At 58.2% G+C, this 24973-nt stretch carries 20 protein-coding genes; 2 read left to right on the top strand and 18 right to left on the bottom strand.

Annotation, left to right across the window (positions count from 1 at the left end; genetic code table 11):
• Positions 1–429 precede the first annotated feature (429 nt).
• The 8 genes from QYQ93_RS01840 to QYQ93_RS01805 all read right to left on the bottom strand — a co-directional run bounded on the left by QYQ93_RS01840 (position 430) and on the right by QYQ93_RS01805 (position 7919).
• Positions 430–732 (bottom strand): hypothetical protein, encoded by a 303-nt coding sequence (locus QYQ93_RS01840; RefSeq protein WP_043049139.1) that lies wholly within the window; start codon positions 730–732, stop codon positions 430–432.
• A gap of 9 nt (positions 733–741) precedes the next feature.
• A complete protein-coding gene (locus tag QYQ93_RS01835) occupies positions 742–1365 on the bottom strand; it encodes a LysE family translocator (RefSeq protein WP_056847261.1) in 624 nt (207 codons plus the stop codon).
• 52 nt (positions 1366–1417) lie between these two features.
• Positions 1418–2722, bottom strand: coding sequence for a SidA/IucD/PvdA family monooxygenase (locus QYQ93_RS01830; protein WP_056847262.1), 1305 nt, complete (start codon positions 2720–2722; stop codon positions 1418–1420).
• Positions 2723–2732: 10 nt separating this feature from the next.
• Positions 2733–3200 carry a GNAT family N-acetyltransferase gene (locus QYQ93_RS01825; protein WP_338476160.1) on the bottom strand — a complete coding sequence of 156 codons (468 nt, stop codon included), beginning with the start codon at positions 3198–3200 and terminating at the stop codon, positions 2733–2735.
• Complete coding sequence (gene ectB, locus QYQ93_RS01820) at positions 3197–4450, bottom strand: diaminobutyrate--2-oxoglutarate transaminase (RefSeq protein WP_206425754.1); 1254 nt, start codon at positions 4448–4450, stop codon at positions 3197–3199. Before ectB ends, QYQ93_RS01825 begins: the two co-directional genes overlap by 4 nt.
• A gap of 340 nt (positions 4451–4790) precedes the next feature.
• Positions 4791–5345 carry a hypothetical protein gene (locus QYQ93_RS01815; protein ID WP_338476159.1) on the bottom strand — a complete coding sequence of 185 codons (555 nt, stop codon included), beginning with the start codon at positions 5343–5345 and terminating at the stop codon, positions 4791–4793.
• A complete protein-coding gene (locus QYQ93_RS01810) occupies positions 5342–5914 on the bottom strand; it encodes an RNA polymerase sigma factor (RefSeq protein WP_043049146.1) in 573 nt (190 codons plus the stop codon). The genes QYQ93_RS01815 and QYQ93_RS01810 overlap by 4 nt, the downstream gene beginning before the upstream one ends.
• A gap of 376 nt (positions 5915–6290) precedes the next feature.
• A complete protein-coding gene (locus QYQ93_RS01805) occupies positions 6291–7919 on the bottom strand; it encodes a VWA domain-containing protein (protein WP_338476158.1) in 1629 nt (542 codons plus the stop codon).
• A 223-nt stretch (positions 7920–8142) separates the two neighbouring features.
• Here QYQ93_RS01805 and QYQ93_RS01800 point away from each other — a divergent pair, with 223 nt between their 5' ends.
• Positions 8143–10356, top strand: coding sequence for a M10 family metallopeptidase C-terminal domain-containing protein (locus QYQ93_RS01800; protein ID WP_338476157.1), 2214 nt, complete (start codon positions 8143–8145; stop codon positions 10354–10356).
• Between the two features lie 23 nt (positions 10357–10379).
• Here QYQ93_RS01800 and QYQ93_RS01795 read toward each other — a convergent pair whose 3' ends face one another.
• From QYQ93_RS01795 to QYQ93_RS01780, 4 genes are all read right to left on the bottom strand, one after another.
• Complete coding sequence (locus tag QYQ93_RS01795; RefSeq protein ID WP_043049149.1) at positions 10380–11030, bottom strand: DUF799 domain-containing protein; 651 nt, start codon at positions 11028–11030, stop codon at positions 10380–10382.
• Complete coding sequence (locus QYQ93_RS01790; protein WP_043049151.1) at positions 11027–11389, bottom strand: DUF4810 domain-containing protein; 363 nt, start codon at positions 11387–11389, stop codon at positions 11027–11029. The genes QYQ93_RS01795 and QYQ93_RS01790 overlap by 4 nt, the downstream gene beginning before the upstream one ends.
• 29 nt (positions 11390–11418) lie before the next feature.
• Positions 11419–12099: a CsgG/HfaB family protein gene (locus tag QYQ93_RS01785; protein WP_005783620.1), complete on the bottom strand. Its 681-nt coding sequence runs from the start codon at positions 12097–12099 to the stop codon at positions 11419–11421.
• 449 nt (positions 12100–12548) lie between these two features.
• Positions 12549–13241, bottom strand: a complete 693-nt coding sequence (locus QYQ93_RS01780; RefSeq protein ID WP_043049153.1) for a hypothetical protein — start codon at positions 13239–13241, stop codon at positions 12549–12551.
• Positions 13242–13494: 253 nt separating this feature from the next.
• Between QYQ93_RS01780 and QYQ93_RS01775 the strand changes: the two genes are divergently transcribed.
• Complete coding sequence (locus QYQ93_RS01775; RefSeq protein ID WP_005783616.1) at positions 13495–13752, top strand: hypothetical protein; 258 nt, start codon at positions 13495–13497, stop codon at positions 13750–13752.
• A gap of 77 nt (positions 13753–13829) precedes the next feature.
• Here the strand turns inward: QYQ93_RS01775 and QYQ93_RS01770 are convergent, their stop codons facing one another.
• The 6 genes from QYQ93_RS01770 to QYQ93_RS01745 all read right to left on the bottom strand — a co-directional run bounded on the left by QYQ93_RS01770 (position 13830) and on the right by QYQ93_RS01745 (position 24968).
• Positions 13830–14273 (bottom strand): hypothetical protein, encoded by a 444-nt coding sequence (locus QYQ93_RS01770; RefSeq protein WP_072445732.1) that lies wholly within the window; start codon positions 14271–14273, stop codon positions 13830–13832.
• Between the two features lie 110 nt (positions 14274–14383).
• Positions 14384–14857, bottom strand: coding sequence for a competence protein ComJ (comJ, locus tag QYQ93_RS01765; protein ID WP_080889066.1), 474 nt, complete (start codon positions 14855–14857; stop codon positions 14384–14386).
• Positions 14858–14962: 105 nt separating this feature from the next.
• Positions 14963–15559, bottom strand: a complete 597-nt coding sequence (locus QYQ93_RS01760; protein ID WP_043049155.1) for an imm11 family protein — start codon at positions 15557–15559, stop codon at positions 14963–14965.
• Positions 15560–15778: 219 nt separating this feature from the next.
• Positions 15779–16135, bottom strand: coding sequence for a hypothetical protein (locus QYQ93_RS01755; RefSeq protein ID WP_003187492.1), 357 nt, complete (start codon positions 16133–16135; stop codon positions 15779–15781).
• Between the two features lie 398 nt (positions 16136–16533).
• The gene (locus QYQ93_RS01750; RefSeq protein WP_003187491.1) at positions 16534–16965 is read right to left on the bottom strand and encodes a hypothetical protein; all 432 of its coding nucleotides are present in this window, start codon (positions 16963–16965) and stop codon (positions 16534–16536) included.
• Complete coding sequence (locus QYQ93_RS01745) at positions 16965–24968, bottom strand: DUF637 domain-containing protein (protein ID WP_338476154.1); 8004 nt, start codon at positions 24966–24968, stop codon at positions 16965–16967. The genes QYQ93_RS01750 and QYQ93_RS01745 overlap by 1 nt, the downstream gene beginning before the upstream one ends.
• Positions 24969–24973 lie beyond the last annotated feature (5 nt).

The following is a 24973-nucleotide window of genomic DNA, read 5'->3' as shown; positions in this document are numbered from 1 at the left end:
ACGGCCTCGGCTGACTTCTGCAAGCTCATCCCGTCGCCTCTCGACGTCGGTAGCACAACGGCAAACCTACAGATCTCCCAGGGTAATTCGCGCGACCTTCCTGCTTATGCCTGTCGGATCTACGTCACAGCGTTCCGTGCAAGTATTGGGCTTTAATGATCATGGCCACCTTACCCCGCTGCGCCGCCTAATCCGCTTCCTGTTCGTCAGGCCAGCATTTTGCCTCGGGCTTCCTTCAGATTCGCAGTCACCCGCGACACCCTTGCCTCTGGCTAACACTTCCCCTTGCCGGGTGTGTAGAGGACTTTCACCTCCAAGTCACCAGCGTGGCCACCACAGCCAAACTGGTTGCGCTTCGCGCAACGCGCCATGCCTGGCGCACCATGAAAAAGCCCCAGGCCAAAAGACCTGGGGCTTTTTTGTGTGCGCTCAACACGCCCATTTAAAGTCCTGGAAAGCCACCTCCCCAGGCAACACAGCAGTCACGTAGTGACCCTTCCCCCGAGCAGCCTGCAACGACGCCGCATAGCTAACCCCCGGCCCAAACCCATCAATCACCCGAAAAACCCCCTCAAGATGACAATCCAGAATCAACGTCACCCCCGGATAATCCCTTACCAACTCTCCCGACAAATCGCTCAGCACCAACGCTTCCGGCGCCAGGTCAATCAACAACCAACTACGATGCTTGAAGCGCCCTCCCACATCCTTGAGTAACGCGTTCCATTCCATGGCGAAGCCTCATCGACTGGCTATCAGCACAGGAATGGCGTTGTTCAGTGAAAACGCCACGAGGAATACGGCCAGGCCCACGTCGATCTGCCGGGTGTATTTGAGGAACAGCGCTTTGATCGGGCCCTGACCGAAGAGCAGGGCCACCACGGAGTACCAGATGACTTCGAGCGTCGAGCACAGCAGCACCACCAGGACTTTTTCGATGTCCGTACGCGGCGATGAAAGAAAGCCGGCGTAGATACTGATCATGAAGGCGATGGTTTTCATGTTGCTGATGTTGGTGATGACCCCCACGCGGTAAGCCTTGGCGAAGCTGGTCGCGCCCGGGGCGGTGCTGTCGGCGGTGCCGGTGTTCTTTGCCAGTACGCTTTTGATGATGCTGTAGGCGATGTACAGCAGGTACGCCGAGCCGCATAACGTGGCGACTTTGGAAAACGCCGGGTACTGATGCAGCAGAGCCGCCAGGCCCAGCAATGAGATGGTCGAGAAAAACACGCCGACCGTGCAAATGCCCAGGGTCGCACCGATACCGGTCGAGACCGACCCCAGCGAAGAAAATCGGCTGACAATGATGAAGTTGGGCCCCGGGCTTATCACCGCCAGGATATAGATCAATGCTGCTGTAAACATGGGAACTCCTTGTATGAGGCAGCAGCCGGCGCAGGCTGCTGCCGAGGGCAGGTCAGGCCAATGCGTGCAGCGGGGCTTCGGCCTGTGCGAGTTTTTCCTCCAGGGACGCCAGGATGTGTTCGACCCGCAGCGAAATCAGGCTGAATGAACCGGCGTCTCCCAGGCCGTGGGAGCTTTCGCATAACCCGTTGAGAAACACGGCGGGCAAGTCCTCAAGAGACGTGAGGCTGTAATCGCGGTTGACCACCAGTGCGCCGTGGGCGTCCGCATGAAACCGTGCGTGATAAGGCGCCAGCAGCGGCGGATAGAGCTCGCCATTTTCCTTGGCGGCAATGTCCTTGAAGCCGGTGGCGAGCACCAGTGCGTCCAGCGCCAGGGTCGAGTGGGTCAGTTGGTTGACCTCCTTGAGCCCCAGCTCCACCTGCCCCGATGCACTGATCTGCGCCTGCTCAATAGCGATGTTGTTGAGAATGTGAATGCGCTGCTTGCCCTGCAACTTTTCCTCATGAATGCGTACGTAGAGGGCGTTGATCACATCTTCATCGGCCGAGCTGTAATTGGTGCCGCGCAGTTGCTTGTCCACCCGCGCCTTGGCCTCGGGCGGCAGGTTGAAGTAGTAGTCGATAAACTCCGGGAAATACACCTTGTCGCTGAATGGGCTGGTGTCCTTGAGCCGGAAGCTGAAGCTGCGGTGCAGCGAGTAGATGTCTTTGTCCGGGAACCTGGCGGTCAGGTCGAGCACAATCTCCACGGCACTCTGGCTGGAGCCCACTACACCGATGCGCTGCACGCTGGGAGGCAGCTTGTTGAGGCGCTCCAGGTAGTGATTGAGGTGGAACACCTGAGGGCCAGTCAGGCCCTCGAAAACCGCCGGGATATTCGCCGTACGCCCGGTGCCCAGCACCAGGCTACGCCCGTAAATGACGCGCTGATCGTTATAGGTGACCTTCCACACCTGCTCGCCTTTGAATAGCAACGGCTCGACCCTTTGCGCGAACGCAGAGGACTCGACACTGCCCAGAAAATGCCCGGCGACCCATTTGATGTACTCGGCATATTCACGCCGCAGCGGATACGTCAGCGGCAGGTTGAGGTAGTCGAACAGGCGACCGGTTTCTTTCAGGTAGTTGACGAAGCCATAGTGGCTGCGCGGGTTTCGCGGGGTGACCAGGTCGCGCAAAGGGTTGTTCTGGATATCCGAACCGCTGAGCAACATTTCATCCTGCCAGTCCGGCGTTTGCTTGGCGTCCAGGAAGCGATAGGTCAGCGCAGAAGCGGATTCTTCAAGGCCAATAGCCAACGCCAGGTTGGAGGGGCCAAAACCAATACCCACGATATCGAAAACAGTGTCTGACATGGAAAAGCTCCTATCCCTGGATTGGCTTCAATGGAAGATGGTAATAGTGATACGCCGTGTTTTCGATAAACCCAAAGCGCGTGTATAAGTTTCGTGCCTTTGGGTTGTCGTCTGCGCCCTCGATGAATAACTGCTTGGCGCCGGTTGTTTGTGCGAATGCCTTGGCGGCATTCAATAACGCCAGGCCAACTCCCGCCCTTCGTTTTGAGGCTTCAACATATAAGTCATTGAGTATCCACAGGCGCTCTAGTGTGACGCTTGAAAAGCTCGGAAAGAGTTGCGTGAACCCAATGACTTCATTGTTTACTTGCGCGACGATAATAATTGACTCGCCTAAAAAGAAGCGTTGTTGAATAAATGCCAGGGAGCGAGCCAGGTCGGAAGCTTCACCATAGAACTCGCGGTATTTATCCAGCAAGGGTGCGATGGCACCGGCGTCATCGAGGGACGCGTGCCGGGTGATAATGGCATCGGTCATGGAGTGATTACCTCGGCAAACGCTTGCTCGAGAATCTGCACGCCTTGGTTGATCTGCGCAGCAGTGATGGTCAGGGCCGGAAGAAACTTCAGGACCTGGTTATCGATGCCGGAGGTTTCAATGATCAGGCCATGTGCATAGGCGCGCGCAGCAACTTTCTGCGCCAGGCTCGCGTCCTCGAACTCGATGCCCTTGAAGAACCCGCGCCCTTTCAGGCGGTTGGGCGCCTTGGCGGCGAAACCTGCGGACAGCCTCTGCAACGCATCATGCAGCACGCCCGTCTTGGCCTTGAGCGCCTGAGTGAAACCCGCGTCGCTCCAATAGTGGTCGATCACTGCCTTGCCGGTGACGAACGCCAGGTTGTTGCCGCGAAACGTGCCGTTGTGCTCGCCCGGCTCCCACACATCCAGATGGGGCGCCAGCAAGACCAGCGACATGGGCAAGCCATAACCGCTGATCGACTTGGACAACGTCACGATGTCTGGGGTAACGCCCAGGGCTTCGAAACTGAAAAAGTCACCCGTACGCCCGCAGCCGGCCTGGATATCATCGATGATCAGCAGGATGTCATGGGCCTGGGCGATGCGTTGCACAGTGTGTACCCAGGCGGCCGAGGCACTGTTCACACCGCCCTCGCCCTGCACGGTTTCCAGCACGATGGCCGCCGGTTTGTCGATGCCACTGCCGCTGCGCAACATCCTGTCCAGGTACAGCGAAGTGTCCACACTGTCGCCGAAGTAGCCGTCATAGGGCATGAACGTGACATTGCTCAGGGTCACGCCGGCGCCGGCTCGCTTGCGCGGGTTGCTGGTCAGGGCCAGGCTGCCCAGGGACATGCCATGGAAGGCATTGGTAAACGCTACGATGTTCTGGCGCCCGGTGTACTTGCGCGCCAGCTTGATCGCCGCCTCTACCGCATTGGTGCCGGTGGGGCCGGGGAACTGCACTTTGTAACGCAGGTTGCGCGGCGCCAGGACCTGTTCTTCAAATGCGGTGAGGAACGCTTTCTTGGCGGTCGTCTTGAAATCCAGGCCGTGGGTGATGCCATTTTGCGCAATGTAGTCGAGCAGCGCGGCCTTTAGAACCGGGTTGTTATGCCCGTAGTTCAAGGCACCGGCACCACTGAAAAAGTCGATAAACAGCTGACCTTGCTCACTGGTCAGCGTTGAACCCTCAGCGGTATGGAACGTGTCGGTAAAGTCTCGGCAATAAGAGCGTACGTTGGACTCTTTAAGCTCGAATATATCCAGGGGTTGTTGTAGTTCAGGCACTGCCTGTGCCAATGAGTAATTCAGCGTCGCCGTCATATACAGGTACCGTTCATCAATCCAATTGAATGGACTTCCAACAGGTAGAGCTATTTCCCAGTGGCCATGTAGCGAATGCTGAGAAGACTTTAATCCTTGAAGTCCGCATGCAACTTTTCATCCAATGAAACATGACCCGCTCTGTTGGCCAGCAGGAACAATGACGTCTTTCGCCTATTAAACTAGCAGCAATTACTCCCTGAGCAACTGAATATAAATTCATATGCTTATGACGCATTTCAGACGTTCGGCGATGGTACCGCTGGGTACCATCGCCATGGGGTCAGTGAGGCTGCAATGCCTTGAGTCGTTCCTCGAGGTTCTGTGCAGGAAAGCGTTTTTGCAGCTCGGCGAGTTTTGCCGTCGCCGCCGCATCATCACCTGCCTGGCGCAGGCGTAACACGTCCTGCAAACCCTGCTCAAGCGGTTCCGGCACAGCGCGCTTGGCCATGTTGGCTTGGGGCAAGGCATCGCTGCTCATTTCGGCGCTGAACGATTCGATGCGTGGCGGCGCGCTCATAGGCGCAGGTGCAGGCGCAGAGAACGCAGCCGGGGCAGCCAGGCGCGTGTTCGGCACGTGCTCAAACTCGCTGGTGCGCGTGACCACACCCACCAGCAACGCCACACCGGCAACGCTGGCGAATGCCATTTGCCAACGCGGTTGCTGGCACACGCGCAGCCAGCGCTGCCAAAGGTTAGGCGATGGTTTTGGTGCCTCGCGGTGGGCGGTGGCCAATATGAAGGCGTCCAGTGACGCCGGCGGCTCGCCGCTGCTGTGTTGACGAAAGTGCTGGATCAGCCCGTCGTCGGTGTCTGGGTCGTGTCGGGAGTCGTTCATGCGGGTATCTCCTCGGCCAGCAGGCGGCGCAGTTTCTGCTGGGCGTAGCGCAGGCGGCTTTTTACGGTTTCCAGCGGGGCGCCGGTGAGGGTGGCGATCTGCGGTACTTCGAGCTCGCCGTGCAGGCGCAGCAGGAAGACTTCGCGCTGGTCTTCGGGCAGGTCTTGCAGGGCAGCGTCGAGGCGCGCCTGGTCGCGGCTCAGGCTCAGTTGTTGCTCTGGGCCGGCGCTGCTGTCGGGCTGGGCGTGCAGTTGCTCATCGTAGCTGTCGTGCAAGGGGTTGTGGACACCATGCTTGCGCCAGTGGTCGATCAGGCGGTTGCGGGCGATCTGGAACAACCACGTACGAAAACTCGCCCGGCCCTGTGGCTGGGTGTTGCTGCGGATCAGGCTGAGCCAGGTGTCCTGGTAGATTTCTTCGGCCAGTTCGGCCTTGTTGCACAGGGACATGAGAAAGCGGTACAGGCCCTGGCGGTGGCGCGTGTACAGGGCTTCGAATGCGCCAGCGTCACCGGTTCGGTAGCGGGCCAGCAGCGATTCGTCGCTGGGTGAATCGTCTGGAACGGCCATCTAATAGTGAACTCCTTCTTTCAGTCGAAGCTGATCTAACTGTGGGAGGGGGCTTGCCCTAATGCCAGTCAGTTAAGCGGTCATCGCCTTCTGTAGGAGCGAGCTTGCTCGCGAAAAACGTCAACGATAACGCGTCTTTGCTGAATGAGCGCGGCGCCTGTAAGTTTTTCGCGAGCAAGCTCGCTCCTACAAAAAAGCCTTAACTGACTGGCATTAGGGCTTGCCCTCGATAGCGGTGGGTCAGTATCAAATAGTCTGGCTGACACACCGCCATCGGGGGCAAGCCCCCTCCCACATTTGATCTTCGCTGCTTTGAGCATTTAGTTCGGCATTAGGGCTTGCACCCTCCCCCATTTGCACATTGTTGCGGGCCGGATCAGGGTTTGAGGCTTTGGGCCAACTCCACCAGTTGCACAAATTCGTTGCGCAGGCCGAACGGGTCATCGCCGCGGGCCGAGCGGGCAAGTTTGGCGGTGTCCTGCAAACTCATGTTGCCAGTGTAGCGGCCATCGCCCTTGAGCTGTTGGGCGAACGCGGCCACGGCGGCTGAGAAGCGCAGGTCTTCGCTGGCTGGGGTGGGCTGGTTGGCGATGGGGTGCTCGATCAATTGACTGTTGCCTCCCGCAGCAGGTTTATAGCGCACCCGTAGCATCGCCAGCTCGTCGGATTTACCTTCAATCGCAGGCGCGGCGGCATAGCGCGAAGGCTCCAACCAGCCCTTCTCGCCCTTGGGGACGATTTCGTACAGCGCAGTCAGCGTATGCCCTGCGCCGATTTCACCGGCATCGACCTTGTCGTTGTTGAAATCCTCACGCTTCAAGGCACGGTTTTCATAGCCCAACAGGCGGTATTCGCTGACCTGGGCGGGGTTGAATTCCACCTGCAACTTCACATCCCGGGCGACCATGGCCAGGGTCGAGCTGAGTTGCTCCACCAGCACCTTGCGCGCTTCACGCAGGTTGTCGATATAGGCGTAATTGCCATCGCCCGCATCGGCCAGTTGTTCCATCAGGTGTTCGTTGTAGTTATCCACACCAAAGCCCAGGGTGGTCAGGGACACGCCGCTTTTACGCTGCTCGACCGCCATTTGCTTGAGGCTGTCGAAGTCGCTGATGCCCACGTTGAAGTCGCCATCGGTGGCCAGCAGGATGCGGTTGATGCCCTTGTCGATAAAACCTTCGCGGGCCATCTGATAGGCCAGCTCGATGCCGGAGGCGCCTGCGGTGGAGCCACCGGCGGTAAGTTGGTCGATGGCGTTGCGGATCGTGTTTTTGTTACGCCCGGAGGTGGGCTTGAGCACCACGCGGGATTCACCGGCATAGACCACCAATGACACACGGTCCTGATCGCGCAGTTGGTCCACCAGCAATTTCAACGTGCTTTTCACCAACGGCAACCCTTCGCGACGGTCCATGGAGCCAGACACGTCCACCAGGAACACCAGGTTGGCCGGCGCCAGGTCCGCCACGTCGCGGTCGGAGGCCTTGATGCCGATGCGCAACAATTTTGTGCGCGGGTTCCAGGGCGTGGCGGCGAGCTCGGTGGTGACGCCAAAGGGTGATCCATCGGTGGGCAGCGCGTAGGTGTAAGGGAAGTAATTGACCATTTCCTCCAATCGCACAGCGCCTTCGGGCGGCAGGCGACCTTGATTGAGGAAACGCCTTACGTTGGCGTAGCTGCCAGTGTCGACGTCGATGCTGAAAGTGGAAACCGGGGTCTCGGCGACGCGATGCACCGGGTTGTCCGGCAGGTTGGCGTATTGCTCGCGAGGTTCGCTGCGGTAGTCCATCGTCGCCATTTCCCGCACTCTCATCGGTGCAGGCATCGCCATGCGTTTGACCATAGCGCCCTGGGCCGGCGCGCTTTGCAGCTCGGCGACGGGCGCCGGTTCAACAGGCTTGGCGACATCCGGGGACGACGACAGCCCACACCCGGCCAGCGCCACCAGCAGGGTAACGGCAAAGCCTTGGGCAGCGGGACGCAGCAAAAGCAGAGAGCGGGACATAGGCTGAACCTCGTGAATGAATGATCCGTTCAACCGATCAGACGTAGCCCAACCTCCCTACGGGTTAAACACGGATATTGCGCCGTCAGCTCGCTGCGTCATCTTTCGAGACACAACCAACTGAACCTGCCATCACCACCCACCACATATCGAGGGTCCGCCTCCCTGTCAGAACCGTCTGTTTCTTGAGTGCTTTGGAGGCTTTTAATTCAGAGAAACCACGATGAACTCCGTAAACACCCTCGCACACCGCTATCAGCCGCCCTCATTCGCTGAGCGGCCCAGCTATACCGGGGCCGTTTCAGGCAAGCCCTCCTACACCACCGAGCAAGCGGCAGAGCAAATCACCCGAACGGGCTATCGTTGGAAAGAGCGAGACAAAGACGGCATCACACCTATCGGCTACCGTTTTTTCACACCCGCGCAAGCCACCTACAGCACGCCCACCGGCGCTAACGAGTTCTCCCCGTCGCAAAAAGAGCAGGCTAGGCGCGCCATGCAGTCTTGGGCGGATGTCGCCAATATCACCTTCACTGAGAATGCACCAGAGGCCAAAGGGCAACTGTTACTGGGCAATGACCCGAACCAGACCGGCCATTCGGGCCGTGCGTCTTATCCAGGCATCTACAGCGATGGCACACAGGCCTGGTTCGCGTCCGATGGCATGAATCGCCCCTTCACCCAGGGCAGTTTCAGCCGTTATCTGCTGGCCCATGAGATCGGCCATACCCTGGGGCTGATGCACCCCGGCAAATACAACAATGGCGGCAGCTACGCTGAAAACGCCCGCTATGCCGAGGACAATCGCGCCTACAGCCTGATGAGTTACTGGTGGGCTGGTCACCTGGGCCATGACCATAACAAGAACGGCCAAACCCACTATGCCAGCGCGCCGCTGATGGACGACATCACGGCCATCCAAAAGCTCTACGGCGCCAATTACAAAACCCGCGACACCGACACGGTGTACGGCTTCAACTCCAATACCGGGCGTGACTTCCTCAGCCTCAACTCAGCGGACGACGCGCCCGTGTTCAGCGTGTGGGATGGGGGCGGCAACGACACTCTGGATTTCTCGCGGTTTCATCAGGACCAGACCATCAACTTGAAGGCTGAACACTTCTCCGATGTCGGCGGCATGAAAGGCAACGTCTCCATTGCCAAAGGCGTGACCCTGGAAAATGCCATCGGCGGCACGGGCGCTGATCGACTTATCGGCAACCACGCCGATAACCGCCTGACCGGTGGGCTGGGCCAGGACACCCTTACCGGTGGGCTGGGCAAGGATACCTTTGTGTATAACAACGCCAGCGAGTCGACCCAACAGCGCCCCGACCTGATCACTGATTTCACCAGTGGGCAGGACAAGATCGATGTGTCTGCAGCGCTGCAGGCCGCGGGTATCAATGGCCTGCAGTTTGTGCGCCGTTTCAGCGGTCGGCCGGGCGAGGCGTTGCTCGGTTATGACCCGAACACGCGCCAGCACAGCCTGGCGATTGACCTGGATGGCTCGGGCCAAGCCGGGCTGTATATCAAGAGCCAACGGCCAATCAAGCCAGACGACGTGATCAGCCGAGCCTCCCAGCCGAACCCTATGCCAACCCCACCCGCCCGGGTTACGCCTCAACCGCCAACCCCACGACCGCCGTCGCCAGCGGATGTCGCACCGTACAAGCCCCACCCCACGCCAACAGCCGCGCCGCAACAGGCGCCGTTCTCCTTGCAGAACTACGCCAATGCATCCCTTAAGGGCACACCGATGCATGCAGCGGCCAGGGCCGTGGGCAATATTCGCGAAGTGAGCGTCACACGGGACTCATGGGGCTACGAACGCGTGCATACCCGTTCGTTGGGTACCGGCTCGCTGATCAACGATGGCAACAGCGTGCTGACCAACCAACATGTGCGCGACGCGCTGGCCAAGGGCAGCAAGCTCGAGCTTTGGCTGGGTTATGAACAAGACAGTAGCGGGCGGATGAAGGTAGAGCGCAAAGTACCGCTGGACCCCAAGCCGCTCAGTGGCGACGCGCGGTTGGACTACGCCGAGCTGCGTGTCGATTTGCCCGCCGGCGAGAAAAAAGCCTTGGCCGAGCAGTTCCGGCCGCTCAAGTTGGCCTCCGGCCCCCAAGCATCGCCTGGGCAGAAAGTCTTTATGCCCAACCATGGGCAAGAGGCCCTCGGCATTTCATTTCTAAATGCCAAGGGCCAACCCACCACGCTCAAGGGATACGACCAGGACAGCCGTTATCAGGGCACGGTCTACCACGACGCCTTCAAGAAACCCGGCACCTCCGGCTCACCGCTGATCAGCGTCGATACGGGCGAGATCGTTGCCTTGCACAACGGCTCCATCGGCACCAGCGTAAACGGGCAGCGCGACTCCATGGGCACGGCCACCCGCATCGACTTGATCCAACAGCACCGTCGTCAGAGGTGACGCGGTTTACCGGTTGCCGCTGATCAGTCCGTGCCGTACTTGGGGTTACGCGGGCCGTACAGAAGCCCGGTGCGTTGCCCTGCCGACAGCAGGCGTGCGCTGGTGATACCGGCAATCGGATGCGCCGCATCGGTAGAGCTGTTGATCACCTGCTTGACCGCCGCCGTGATCAGCATGCCCACCAGGCCGCCGCCGTTGTTGTTGCCCTCCTCGCTCGACGCCCGCGCAGAACCGGTCCACAGGGTGGTGCCGGTGCGCAGGTCTACCAGTTTGGCCGAGGCCGTCACCGAGGTGTCGCTGGAGATCAGCATGTACTGGGTGCCGTACTCGCTGATGGTGATGTACAGCGCCGCGTCCGCACCAAAGATGTCATGCAGTTTGGCCGGCTGTACGGCCTGGATATCGTTGGCGGTGGTGAGGCCGTTCTGGCGGAAGGTTTCGTCCACCAGGGCAATCGGCAACACGTAGTAGCCGGCTTCGGCCAGTGGGTAGGTGACTTGCGACACCAGGCTGTAGGACGCCTGCACTTCCGGCGATTCATTGATCGGCGGCAATACCAGGATCGACTTGGGCCGCGCCTGTTTGTACGCCGAATAATCAACCGTCTTGGGTGCGGCGCAACCGCCGAGCAACGCCAGGGCCAGCAAGGCGCCGGTGAGTTTTAACAGGCTCATTTGGTGGCGACTCCGGCTTTGGCGTTTTTCAGTAGAAAGTCCATGTACGCAGCGGACTCAGGGAACAGCGCCTTCTCGGTGCGAAACTCCTGCACCATCTGGTCATCCTTGCCCATGTTCATATACAGCATGCCCAGGTGCGCGTGGTAACCCGGCGGCGCCTTGCGGCCACTGGCGTTGATCTTCTGCAGATCGCGCTCCAGTGCTTCCACCTGCGCTTCCTTGGGTTCGCCCTTGAAGTACTCGTAAACCTGAGGCTGGTAGCTTTCCCATTGATACAGGGGCTGGGGCGCCGTCTGGCACCCGGTGACCGCCGCGACTGCTGCCAACGTCAGCGCCAATTTCACTGCCTTGCTCATCCGTGTACTGCTCCTTGTGGTGTGGCTGATCAGTTACGCGGGTTCCAGGCGCCGGCGTTGATGCCGTCGACCAGGCGGTTGATCGCTTCGCGCATGGCCAGGTCGAGGACCTTGCCATTGAGGGTGGAGTCGTAGCTGGCGGTGCCGCCGAAGCCGATCACTTCACGGTTGGACAGCGCGTACTCACCGGCGCCCTGGGTGGAATACACCACTTCGGAGGTATTGATGTTGACGATGTTCAACGCGACTTTGGCGTAGGCCACTTGGGTCTTGCCACGGCCGAGGATGCCGAACAACTGGCGGTCGCCGGTTTCTTTGCGGCCGAACTCGGTTACATCGCCGGTCACCACGTAGTCAGCGCCCTTGAGCTTCTGCACGGTGCCTTTGATTTTGGCTTCCTGGGAGATCTCGCCCATGTTGTCGCGGTCCAGCACGCTGAAGCGGTTGGTCTGCTGCAAGTGGGTGATGAGGATGGTCTTGGCCTGGCCGCCGAGACGGTCGACACCATCGGAGAAGATGCCGCGCATGTAGCTGGAGCGGTTGTCGAACTTGCCCACGGCAATCGGCACACGCACGCCGGAATAGGCCACGTGGGCGCTGGCGACTTGCTCCACCGGCATCGCACGGTTGCTCTCGGTGGCGCAACCGGCCACGGTCAAGAGCGCCGCGGCGGTGAGGCCCGACAGCAGGATTTTGGACAGTGTCTTCACAGGGTGCTCCTTGGGTGAGGAAAACAGCGTTGCTGGGTTTTCCAAGGAGATAGGCAGCCTGAAAACGCGCTGGCCTGAATTCTTCCCTGAAAGACGGTGATGCAACGGCTGCGGCATTTTACGGGGTTGAGAGCGGTTCTCAAGTTGTTTCGGCCATAAGTGGGGCTTACCCTTCTGCCGACCGCAATACTCAAAGCAACGAAGCTCAAGTGTGGGAGCTGGCTTGCCTGCGAAAGCGCCAGTACAGCACCAAACACACGGCCTTCATAAGCACACGTCTACTGTAGGAGCGAGCTTGCTCGCGAAAAACGTTAACGATAACGCGTGCTTTCTGAATGAACGCGGCGCCTGTAGGTTTTTCGCGAGCAAGCTCGCTCCTACAAAAAAATCCTTAACTCACTGGCATTAGCCCAGCCCGCCCGCCAACAGCAGCAAGCCTTCGCACAGCCCTACTTGAGCTCCTTCACCAGATACTGCGCAGAGATCTGCGTAATCCCGGTCAACGCCCGGCGCAAGGCTTCTGGGTCGGTGCGGTAAGTGAGCGGCGTGTAGCCATAGACATTCTGACCATTGAACGGCGTGACCGCTTCAAAGGTGCGCCAGATCATCTCATCGCCGCGATCCATCTGCGCTAACACGTTAAGGGTGGGGTAAATCACACTGCTGAAACCCTGGGTCAGGCGAAAGCCCCACTCGGACACAGTCAGCTGAATCTGCGCATCAGCGGGCTCATCGTCGCCGACCACCTTGAGCGTCGACGTCTTATCCAACTCATCGACAAAGCCCTGCTTGAGCAACACGCCAACATCGAGTTTTTCCGCCTCCATTACCGTCAGAATAGCCACCGGCGTCGGCATCTCGGCCAACTGCCCAAGCTTCATGCCGCCGGCAAACCCGGCGCCGCTCAACGCCGCAGTACCCAGCTTGGACGCCCCGCTGGCCATGCCAACACCCGCGCCAACCCCGGCACCCAGGGCCGCGCCCCAGGCCTGTTCGCGGCCGAAGTACACCATGTTCTTTTCCCACTTCACGGGCAGGACTTTGACGGTCTTGATCTGCGCGCGGTTTTCGGGGGTGAGGGGGTGGCTGACGCAGCCGCCGAGGATGAGGGTGGTGAGGAGAATGAGGAGGAGGTTTTTCACATTGGTCCTTTAATGTTTGGGGTGAGGCTTCGGATTTGCGTATTCGTAGTGCGTTTGTTCGTGGGCAGTATGTCGGCAATGGATAGCAAGATGTTAGCCGCTGCGGGCACGCTCCGAAGCAGCGGCATTTTGATGCCTTGCGCGGGCTTGGCGGTGCGGCTTATAGTCCGGCCGTCGCTCAAAAAGCGACCGGGTTTGGCGACCCGAAGAACGAGCCCTCAATAATCCAGAGAGCTTAATGATGAATCGATACATTCCCCTAACCGGCCACGACTGCACCGTCCCAGCCCTGATCATCGACACCCAGGCACCTCTCGACGTCCTTCACGACGCCGCCGTGCACCGCATTCGGGCCGTCACCCAACTGCTGGAAAACCTGGCCTTCCGCGAACAACTCAGCAGCGATGCCGTCGTGCTTTCAGACTTCGCCCATTTGCTGGCCATTCCGCTGCGCGATGGGTGTGACTTGCTGGATGTCATCAGTCGCAGGCTGAATGCCGATCCGTCCTGAGTGAAAATCGGGCGGCCTTAGTGTCGCCCGCTTTATGCGTGAGCAATTCAACTTAATAAACCGGTCCACTTTTTTCGTCATTTCACGCAGCAAACCTGATCATCCGAAAGATAATAAAGCCCCTCCAGCTTTCCGCAAATGGAAGGAAGACCGAAAACCGATTCTGAGGCATAAGAAATAGGCAGCTCGGTTCTAATCGAACAGGCAAACTCCGAACTTTCCCACGTTGGAGTGACTATACCGCTCCAAAAACTTACTGCGTCTCCCTTATCAGACAATATAACAGGCTTTACGTATTCAATTGCGGCATTGGAGTCCCAATATAAATAACCGCGATACACAGCGCCACTTTCACCAAGAAAATCAGTTAGAACAATAATCTGAAAATCTGAGCACGTTTCCTGTTCGGCGAGGGGGCGTACAGTTGACTCATCCTCCACTGTTTCGTCCATCGGAAAAAACCAAACGCTATAGCTATCAAGATCATCAATCGTTAGCTCATATACTTGTTTGTCCGACACAAATCGCCCCCTATGTAATTAAATACAACAAAAGGGGACAGAATTACTTAATAGGCTCTCAATTCTAATTTAAATAAATCTGTCCCTTTTCTACCCATTTCTCCGAATTTTTATCCTGCTGGAACCGCATCGATATCAAACTCACCTTGCTCGTCAATTTCGGCGTCTGCTCTCAACACCTCAAAATCGCAGCCCCCTAAATTCAAATGGACATTTATTTCATACGCTCCACTTGAGGAGGGTCTTATAAATTCGACCTGAAGAGAATAATCTCCTTCAGGCAGTTCTAGAGGAACCGTACTCGAAATACTACCAAGCTCAACATTTCTATCTTTCACCGTGAAGGGAACTTTAAGAGCCCGAACCACGTCTGCGCTAATAGCGGGCACTTGCTCGTTAATGAAAACGCTAATTATATGATCCCCTTCGTCGATCAAAGCTCTAAAAGAGGCACTTCCTAACCTCCACGCAAATCCTTGCGCATAACTACGATCACTCCAATCATTATACGGCTGATCAAGCGAGCTTAAAAACACGCAAAATTGCGAATAAGACAAATATATACTTTCTCTAAACCCACCCATTAGCCCACCACCTTAATTCAACAAAAGGGGACAGATTTACTCAATAGCCTTTGTACTACCACCACGAATTAAGTAAATTCGCCGCCCTCACAACTACCTGACTAACTAGGCAACGGTTTCTTGATCGCCATTAACAGAATCAAACAGTACGCCGACAACACCAGCCGCCATAAATCGCCGTTTCACTTCTTCACTTACTATGACCGCACCCAAATATTTTTTAAGTCTAAATATATGACTTGATCCGACCCTGCCCGGGTCAACCACTAAATTGTAGAAAGCACGATAGTTGCCGGCCATATCTGGCCTAACAGGATCATCTACCTCAAACTTTTTATAGCGAGAGCGCTTTTCATCCACGCAATCAATTTGCGTTTCAATAATCATCAAAAAATAGCTCTGGCAAACCACTTTATTGTTTATCTTCACCGGCTCAAAAACGACATGCTGATAAAGTTCGTCTGTCTCTGGCAAACCGGCGAGCGAATTTTTTGCCCTCTCGCTTAAAACAGGAATACTGGCGTATCCAGCGAGGGAATAATCAACTTCTTTACCGTCGAACCTTACATCGAGGGTATATGTGCCTGGCTCCATAAAATTAACTGGAGGATCACTGAAATGCCAGTTATCTACATGATGTACATCTCCGAGCACCCACCTATCGCAGACAGTTACATCTTGTCGCATTAAGTAATATCTCATTTCAGTCCCTCGTAAGCCATTTATTAACTTCACTACCCACGATTACTGCTTCTGACTTAATCCCTTCCAATATTTTTGTCACGAATCAACGAAAAAAGGGGACTGTCTAGTCCTGAAATAGGTTTACACCTGCTTCAGGACTAGACAGCCTTTAAACTCTAGTCTAGATAAATCTGCCCTCTTTTCTTGTCCCTTTTCTTCAGTCCCCTTTTCTTCAACTTATTCATCATCCCAAAACTGCCCCGGCGGCGCATAGTTACCATCTTCCAAGATGCTGCACCATCCAAAAAGCCTATAAAACATTTCAAGATCCAATATTTGGTAGATATCAATATCAACTTTTTTTAACGACACCCGACCGTGTGCATAGTGAGAGTATTGCCCACCTACCCCACCTATCGCTCTTTTTTCAAGTTCTGCACGATCCCACTCCAGAACGGTTCCTGCAGCTTCTGGCAAAGGGTCCAAAAATTCAATTTCAAACTCCGTTGCAATTTTGCAAATGCAAGGAATCAGCCTTTGCTCGAGCAGGCTGTGGGTTAACAAATTCTCGGGAAACTTAATGCTTAATTTCATTTCAGAGCATCCTTTGGAACAACAACATAACCTGAAAAATTCTTTTCAAAAGTAGTCGCGGGGCTAAAGTACTGCTTACCATGAGGATCACTGCAAAAGGGGACAGATTTATTTAATGCGCCTTTAAACTCTAATTTAAATAAATCTGTCCCCTTTTCTCGTGAGATTAAAAGGTGGTACCTACCCATCCATCTTTACTGGATACCCACGCAGACCGTGACGGCGCGCAACCCACAATCAGAAATACAACTACCATTATTACGTTAATTTTTTTCACGTTTTCTCTCCGTGAAAATGTGAAAAATGGGACATATTTATTTAATACGTTTTTCAACTCTAATTCTAAATAAGCCTTTCCCTTTTCTCACTTTTTTATTCATCTCCGCTCTGGCACCGACTCAACTTTTTCCATTTATATGATTTCGCCACGGCACGAGCAGTCCCTCCAACAAGACTCGATCAACAACACCATCATCAATGGCGCCGACAAAAGTTGTATCCAACTGAAACTCAAAGGAAATATTTTCCTTTTCCGATAATTTTTTTACGGCACAGACTATTTCTTCCACTTCATCTAGATTTTTTGAATCCATATCAACAGACAGTATATTCGGTTGCAGTGCTGAATAAATCTCCAACATTCCACCCACCACTTCCGCGCCCCCTTCGTCTATCGCGTCAATAAAGGTTGGCGGGGCAATGCTCCATATTCTTGACGCAGCGAGCTCATTCACGAGCTGCTGCACATTAGATCTAATAGACTGATCTAAGTCTTGAGCCACGTAGAAAATCAACTTTTGCTTCTCATGTTCTAGCGGTACGGAATGCATTATTCAGCTCCTTTTTTTGGAGGGTATGCCGGGAGAGCCGACCCTGGACCGCCTGGATTATATCTAAACCCTCCTGGCATATGCGCATCCAAATGCCGTGTATCAGGCAGTGGCACAGTAAGTGGCGAACCCTGAACATGGTGCATAGGAATTCTCTCGCCCTTTAGCCCTGCATCTTCAGGAAAAACCTTAACCCATGCATCGTCGACTTTTGGAGTCCGTCCTTTAGCAATCGCGGCCCGATTTTCAGTACTTAAGATTTGACCATACCCAAGGTCATCCCAATTATTACGCAGTGCTCTCCAATCTGCGGCATTTGTACGAACAACACCTGTCCTAGTCGCACCAGAAGTCACAATAGGCGCGGGAGGCACTACTTCGCCTGTCGCCTTTGGACCCGCCGCCTCTTCAAGGGAACCCGCGCCGACTTGGCTTCCTTTCCCCTTACCAGAGCTTGAACGTGAAGGCAGTGTGATCCCAACTCCGGCCTTAATTGCCTCCGCACCGAGCTTAACTAATGGCCCACCGCCCGCAGAGCTGATATCTGCTGCAATTTGGCTGGACGCGTCTAGGTTGTTCCCTATCACAAAACCAACCGCAGAAGCAGCACCGCCCTGCCCTTGGGATCTCAACCTACCTACCAGATCAACGAGTTTCTGATCATCGTTCGCCAAGGAAGTGGCAATACCTCGGCAGCGTTGCGGATCGCGTGCGCAAAGCGCATCCAACTCGTCATTTCTCTGCTGATCAAGTTCCGCATAGCGCTGCCTGACCTCACGCTTCTCTTGCTCCGTAGTCTTGCTATCTACCTCCCGAAGCATTTCCTCGACTTCTTCGTGGTAAAGATAGTTGAACGTCGTCGCCTTCTGAGCAATCTGAGAGCCTTTTTCCAAATCTCCATCGACCGCCGCAGCTGCTAACAAGCCTGTCAGCTGTGAAAGCATCAGCGTGATGTCGTCATTGCCTTGAGCAGCCCACACCAACTGATTGATGAGTGCCTCATTCAGCCCGGCAGCGGCAGCCCCGGTTTTGAAATCGCTACCTGTGGCTTCAGCCAGCAATCCCCCCATCAAAGCGTGCGCAATAATCTTTTGAGGGCTGCCATTGGGGAACGTGACGTAGTCACCCACCCAATTAAAACCGGTAGCCATTGCAACGTTGCCAGCCTCTCCCAACAGGGCCGCATTGAAGTTGTCGCCGAAGCTTCCCCCTTGAATGGCCGTCGATATTCCGCTAGAGATTACCGCCCGGCCACCGGTACGCAGCGCGATATCGCCTGCTGACGTCCAGGTGAAAATATCTTTGGAGGAGTTCGTAACCGCCAAGGTTGAACCCGTACTCGGGGTAACACCTTGGACTGTGCTTGTACTTGTGCCTGCACCTGCACCTGCACCGTCAGCACCAGCGAACCAATTGGTGTCGGCATACTCAAGAGCCCCCGCCGTGAACCCGGCGACTGCTGCGCTTTTCAGGCTATTGGCGCTGACCGTTTCCTTAAGCGCTGCACCCAAATTGCCTTTGTTGTTGATGGTGCTAGTGACTGCCGTCGTACTCAGGCTGGTGCTCACCGCAAGGGTGGCTCCCTGCAACCCGAATCCTACCGGCCCCATGATCGCCGCCATCATGATCGCAATCGCAATCTTGGCACCGGCGCCCAACCCTGAGTTGTCGTACTTGAAGCTCTCGTGAATCTCCTTTACCTGGCGCCAATCAATGTCGCCACGTGCCTCAGCTTGCTTGAGCCAGGCCAAATTAGGATCAGCCTTGACCATCGCATCAACGGTCTGGCTTACAGTCTGCTGATCGACCTGTTTGACGTCGATACGAATGCCTTCGGCGGCCTTGATGACAAGCTGTCCTTGGGCAACCAACTCGCTCTGACGCAAGGTTTCGTCTGTATTACCTTTGCCCTTAGCGCTGAACCACGAGAGGTCGCTTTTGCTCTTAGTGTGGCTCTCATCGTGCAGGTCCTTGACGCCTTCAAAGACAATTGCACCACCGCTATCAAGGATGATGTCCTTGCCGCTATTAAGCTTCGCAACTTGATACAGCTGGTCGCCGTCGCTTTTAAAGACTAGGTTGCCACCTGTCTTGATCTCGGTCCCTACCTGGGTGGTGCGGGTCACTTCATCCATCTGCGCCTTTTTAGCGCCCCAGCTTCCCTTCTCCTTCATGTCATACAACGTATGCGTACTGTTCTCAGCCGCCAACAAACTCAACTTATCCCCGCTATACAGATAAGCCTCATTCCCCGCGCTGATCCTGCTCGCCACAATCGTGGTATCACGCCCCGCCTGGCTGACAAAATCCCCACCCGCCGTCAGCACGCTTGCCACTTGAGTAGTCTGGTCGTCCGAGGTCTTGATGCGTTTTTTGCCGTGCTTTTCCTTGCCCTCGACGTTGTGCATGTCGCTGACCGAGGCGACGTTGAGGTCGCGGCCGGCGGCGATGTTGAGGTCTTTGCCGGCGGTGGCGGTGCTGCCGATGATGTTGACGTCTTGCCCGGCCTGCATGTTGAGGTTGCCGCCCGCCGTGACGCTGGCGGCGAGGTTTTTGACGTCGGTGGTGATGCTGGATTTCTCGCCGCCGTCGCGGGTCTCGTGTTTGACGCTGGTGTCGCTGGCGGCGATGAGGTTGAGGTCGCGGCCGGCGGTTAAGTTGGCGTCGTTGCCAGCGGTCAGGGCGCCTCGATTGGTGAGGTCGCGGCCGGCGTCGATGGCGAGGTTTTCGCGGGCGACGATGGTGCCGGCGCTGGTGTCGGTGAGGGTGCGCATACCGACGCCGTCACGCACCTGGATGGCGGTGGTGTCGTTGGTGATGTCGCCTTTAAGCGCTGTGAGGCTGACTTGCTTGCCGCGAATTTCTCCCGCCATGGCGTTGCGGATGCTGTCTTGGGCCAGCAGGTTGAGGTTGTTGCCAGCTTCGACCAAGCCGCCAGTGTAGATACTGCCGCTGCTGATGGCGGAGAGGTTGTTGCTGGCGCGCAGGGTGCCGACGTTGATCAGGTCGCCGCCGGTGACCAGGTTGAGGTCGCGGCCCTGGATGAGGCTGTTGCCGCGCACGTTGCGCGAGTCGGCCTGGGCCAGGTAGAGCACCGGCACAAGGACGGTCTGGCCGTCGATGACGCGGTTTTCCATCCACACGATGTCGTGGGTCAGGGCGCCGACTTGCTGGTCGGTGAGGGATACGCCGAGGCTCAGGCGCAGGGCGTCTTTGCTGGCAAGGCCGTTGTCCATCAGGTAGCGGAACTGGTCGGCGTCGCTGTAGAGGCCGCCGGCGAGGAAGCGCTGGCCGGTCTGCGCGAGTACGGCGTCGCGGATCAGGCGGGTTTCGTACTGGCCGTCACCGAGGCGGCGCCAGGCGTCGTCGGAGGTGTAGCCGAGCTTGCCGAGCATGTAGTCGGAGCTGAGGAAGCCGGATACGGAGGCGAACTCGGGGTTGGTCTCGATCAGGTAGTGGCTGGTGGGGTCGGCGCTCTTGACGAACAGGCCGTACTCGCCCTTGGGCAACTGGAAAGTAGGCGAGGTAGTGGGATCGACCGGGGCGAAGGCGGTGCCGGTGTAGTCCACGGGCACGAAGCCGCCGCCGGGGGCCACGCCCACGACGGGCAACACGCTGCCTGGCGCCTGGGCACTCGGGTCGTTGGCGTGTTTACTCAGGTTGATGTTGATGCCGCCGACGGGGATGCCGGTCTGGTCGTCGCCGAGGGTGCCGGTCAACTGCACCAGGGTGTTGTTGTGCAACGTGCCGTTTTGCAGGGTGCGGGCGACGTTGAGGTTGACCGTGCCGCCCGCTTGCAGGGTGGCGTCGTAGCCGGGGCCGCCGTTGTTGGTCCAGGTGGTGACATCACTTGCGTAGGCGAAAGGCCGGCTATTGGGTGAGCGGCTTTTCAGTTCTTCGAAGCGCGCCTTGTCGAAATTGCCAGCCGCCGTGGCCGCATTGAACGCGGGCACGTCGACATAGCGCATGCGTTCAAACAAATCGTCGGGAACGTGCCCTGGCGTGCCGATGACAAGCTTGCGCTGGCCCGTGCGCGTGGCGGCGCCCTGGTTGAGCAGGTCACCGGCAGTGATGCTCAGGTCGCCATTGGCGGCCATCAGGCTGTAGCGGTTCTGCACATTATCGCCTTGCAGCAGCATGTTTTTGCCCGCCACCAGGCGCGCCGCTACCGAGTCCTTGGTCGCCGCTTCAAGGTACGTCTCGTAGATGGTGATCTCGCCACGTTCCCAGTTGTCGCTCTCGCCGCAGTGCTGGCCACAGATCCAACTCAAGCTGCCGGTGGTCAGCGTTTGCCCGAGTTCGAATTCGTCTTTGGCGTTTTCGATAAAGCCTGCATTGATAGCGACGGAGCCTTCGCTTTCCACGGTGCCGGAGCGGTTGCTGAACAGCACGGCACGCCCGCCATCGCGGGCGGCGAAGCTCAGGTTGCCTTTGCTGTAGACATCGCCATAGCTGTTGCTGAAGCCATTGCTGCGCAAGGTCATGTCGCCGCCGCTGAACAGCAGCGTGTTGGCGGCATTGGTGATGCCGTTGACTGCGGTGAGGTTCACCGCGCCCTGGGCACCGAGGGTGCCACGGTTGTTGATTTGCGCGGCGGCGATGTCCAGTTGCTGGCGGGCGGTGAGGAAGCCGAGGTTGTCCAGGGTGCCGCCCAGGGTCAGGCGGGCATTGGTTGCGGCCAGGCGGCCGCCGTTCTGGCTGAGGTTGTTGGCGGCGACGGTGAGTGTTTGCAGGGCCGAGACGCGGCCGCTGTTGGTGATATCGCCGGTGGTGATGCTGATGTCACCGTCGCTGAGCAGTTCGCCGCCGTTGTCCAGGCTGGCCACGTTGAGGATCAAGCCCTTGGCGCTGGCCATGCGGTCACCGGCCTTGAGGGCCAGCCCCTGGTCGCTCTTGTAGGTGAGGACTTCGTTGAGTTGCACGCGGCCCAGGCCGTCGACCTTGCCGAACGCCCAGTCGGCGGTGCCCATGCCCTGGATGTTGCCCTGGCTGCCGGAGAGGCTGGCGGTGTTGAGGCGGAACAGGCCGGTGCCGGCGTGTTGGATCTGGCCGGCCTGGTTGTTGAGGCTGGCGGCGTCGAGGTTGAAGGCCTGGCTGCCGAATTCGAGGGTGCCGTTCTGGTTGTTCAGCGCGCCGCTGAGGTTGAGGCTGCTGGTGGCGCCACTGAGGGCGCGCAGTTGGCCGCTTGCGCTGTTATCCAGGCTGCCGCCGTTGAGGCTCAGGCCCTGGTTGGCTTCGATCAGGCCGCCCTGGTTGGTGAGGGTGGCGCGTGAGGTCAGGTTGAGCTGGTTGCCGCTGATCTGGCCACCCTCGCTGTTATCGAGGGTGGCGCCGCTGACGGTCACTTGTTCTTTGCCGAACAGTTTGCCGCCACGGTTGGCCAGGGCTTCGACGGTCAGTTGCAGGTTGCCGACCAGGCTTGCCATCAAGCCGCCGCTGCCGTTGTTCACGCTAGCAGCGGTGACGGTCAGGCTGTCGCCTTGCACGGTGCCGCCCTGGTTATCCAGGCGGGTGGTATTCAACTCGGTGAGGGCGCCGCCGCTGAGGATCAGGCCCTTGCGGTTGCTCACATCCTGGCCGCTGTAGTTCAAGCCCCCGGCGCCGGCCAGCAGTTGGCCGTCGTCGTTGTTATTCAGGTGCTGGGCGGTGATGTCCAGGCGCTTGCCGCGCAGGGTGCCGCCGTTGTTGTTGAGGGTGGTGAGTTGCTTGACCAACACACTGCTTTCGCCCGCGTCGATCTGGCCGCCGACGTTGGTCAGCAGGTCGCTGACGTTGAGCACCACGTCGCCGCCATCGCTGACCAGCGCGCCTTTGTTGCTGTTGTTGAAGCTTTGCGCCGTCACATCGACGGTTTGGCCGAGCAGGGTGCCGGCGCTGTTGTCCAAGCGCTCGCCGCGCAGTTGCAGCAGGCCTTCACTCTGGATGCGGCCCTGGGCGTTGAGCAACTGGCCCGGGCCCTTGAGCAGCAGGCTTACGCCCTGGGCGCCACCGGCCAGCAGGCCGGCGTTGCGGTTGTCGAGGCCGGAAGCGCGCACGTCGAGTTGGTCGCCCAACACGCGCCCGGCGCGGTTGTCGATATCGCCGCCAGCCACGTCGAGCAGCAGTTGTTTGCCGACGATCACGCCGTTCTGGTTATCCAGGTTCGCGGCGTGCAGTTCGATATTGCCCTGCCCGGCCTGTAAGCGGCCCTGGGCGTTGTGGAGCTGTTGCGCGGCGGTGAGGGTCAGCTTGCCGGTGTCGGCGCTCAGTACGCCGTCTGCGTTGCTGCTGAGGGTGCCGGCAGTGACGTTGAGGTCGGTGCTGGCCTGGGCGAAGCCCTGGGTGTTGTTGAAGGCGTTGGTGACGGTGAGGTTGAGCGCGCCGCCGTCGGCCTGGATCAGGCCCTTGAGGCTGTTGTCGAGGTCGCTGGCATTGACGCTGGCGGTCTTGGCCACCAGCACGCCGTTCTGGTTATTGAGCTGGCCGGCGTTGACCGTCAGGTCGTTGGCGATGACTTGGCCGCCGCTGTTGTTCAGGTCGGCACTGGTCAGCACCAGGCTGCCGCCGGCCATTTCGATACGGCCCTGGCGGTTGTCCAGGGAGGCGCTGTTGAGCGTGGCGGCCTGGCCTTCGCCGAAGCGAATCAGGCCGCCAAGGTTGACGATGGCCGGCGAGCTGATCGCCAGGCTTTGTTCGCCGAACAAGCGTGCGCTGGCGCCCTGGTTGGTCAGTTTGGCGCTGCTGACCTCGACGGTCTTGGCCTGGATGATCGCGCCCTGGTTGGTCAGAGCCTGTGCGGCGGTGATCGCCAGTGCGCGGCTGGCCAGCAGGTTGCCGCTGGTGTTGACGGTCTGCGCATTCACCACCAGATCGCCGGTGGTGTTGCGGCTGTTGTCGGGGGCAACGCCGGCTTCGATGATGCCTGCGTTAGTCAACGTGGCCGCGTTGAGTTCGATGCGTTGGCCGGCGGCCACGCTTTTCTGGTTGACCAAGGCTTGGGCGCTGGTGACCTGCACGCTGCCGTTGGCGTAGACCTTGTCGGTGAGGTCGACGCTTTGTGCGGTGACCTTGACGTTACCGGTGGCCACCGTTTGCGCCATGCTCAAGCGCCCATTGGCATCGAGCTGGATGTCGCCGCCACTGGCCGCCAGGGTGCCGTCGAGCTTCACGCCCACACCGGCTTCGGTGCCCACCAGTTTGATCGCGCCGGCATACATGCCGCCCAGGGCCGAGGAGTCAATCGCCAGCTCCGGCTTGGCGCTGCCGTCGTCGGCGCGGGGGGTGGCCTTCAGGGTTTGCGCATCGACGTCGTTACGGCCGGCGATCACGTTGAGTTCGCGGGCGTTGATCTGTGCGTTGATCTTGGCCGAGCGGGTGATGATGTCGAAGCGTTCGACGTTGCTGGCGTTCAGGCCCTCACCGTCAATGGTCACGGCGCCGCCATCGACCTGGTAGCGCTGCAGTTGGCCGTTCTGGTCGATCACCGGTTTGCCGGTGGTCAGGGTGACATTCGGGGTGTTGATAAAGCCGCAACCGCTGCACGTCACGCCATACGGGTTGGCGACGATGACCTTGGCCGACTGCCCCGCCACTTCGGTATAACCGCGCAACTGGCTGGGGCTACCGCCGTTGACTTCGTTGAGAATAACGCTGGCCGCGCCGCCCTTGAGGTTGGGGTTGCCGACGATGTAGCCGCCCAGCTGGGTGTTGACCATGGCGCCGTTGGCGTTGTTGAGGATTACGCCATTGGGGCCGACGTTGTAGTCCTTGAACTGGTTATGGGACAAGCCCGCGCCGTTGGGCGTGGCGATGTTCACCACGGGCACGCCGTTGCCCGCCGCACCCACGGTAGTGCCCGGCGCACTGACCACAATGCCCTCGGCCTGGGCCAGCAGCGGCTGCCAGAACAGCGCATTGGCCAGGATCAGCACCAGCCCGCGTTTGGGCAGGCCGAAGAACGAGTTGCGCGGCTTCAGGGCAGCAGAAGGTTGGCGGGCCAGGAAGGCAAATTGGCGAACATCCATTGTCA

This window comes from Pseudomonas khavaziana (genome assembly GCF_036704165.1).
GTDB lineage: Bacteria > Pseudomonadota > Gammaproteobacteria > Pseudomonadales > Pseudomonadaceae > Aquipseudomonas > Aquipseudomonas khavaziana.
Note: the sequence above shows the minus strand (reverse complement) of the source record. Positions and strands in the feature narration are given on the sequence as shown.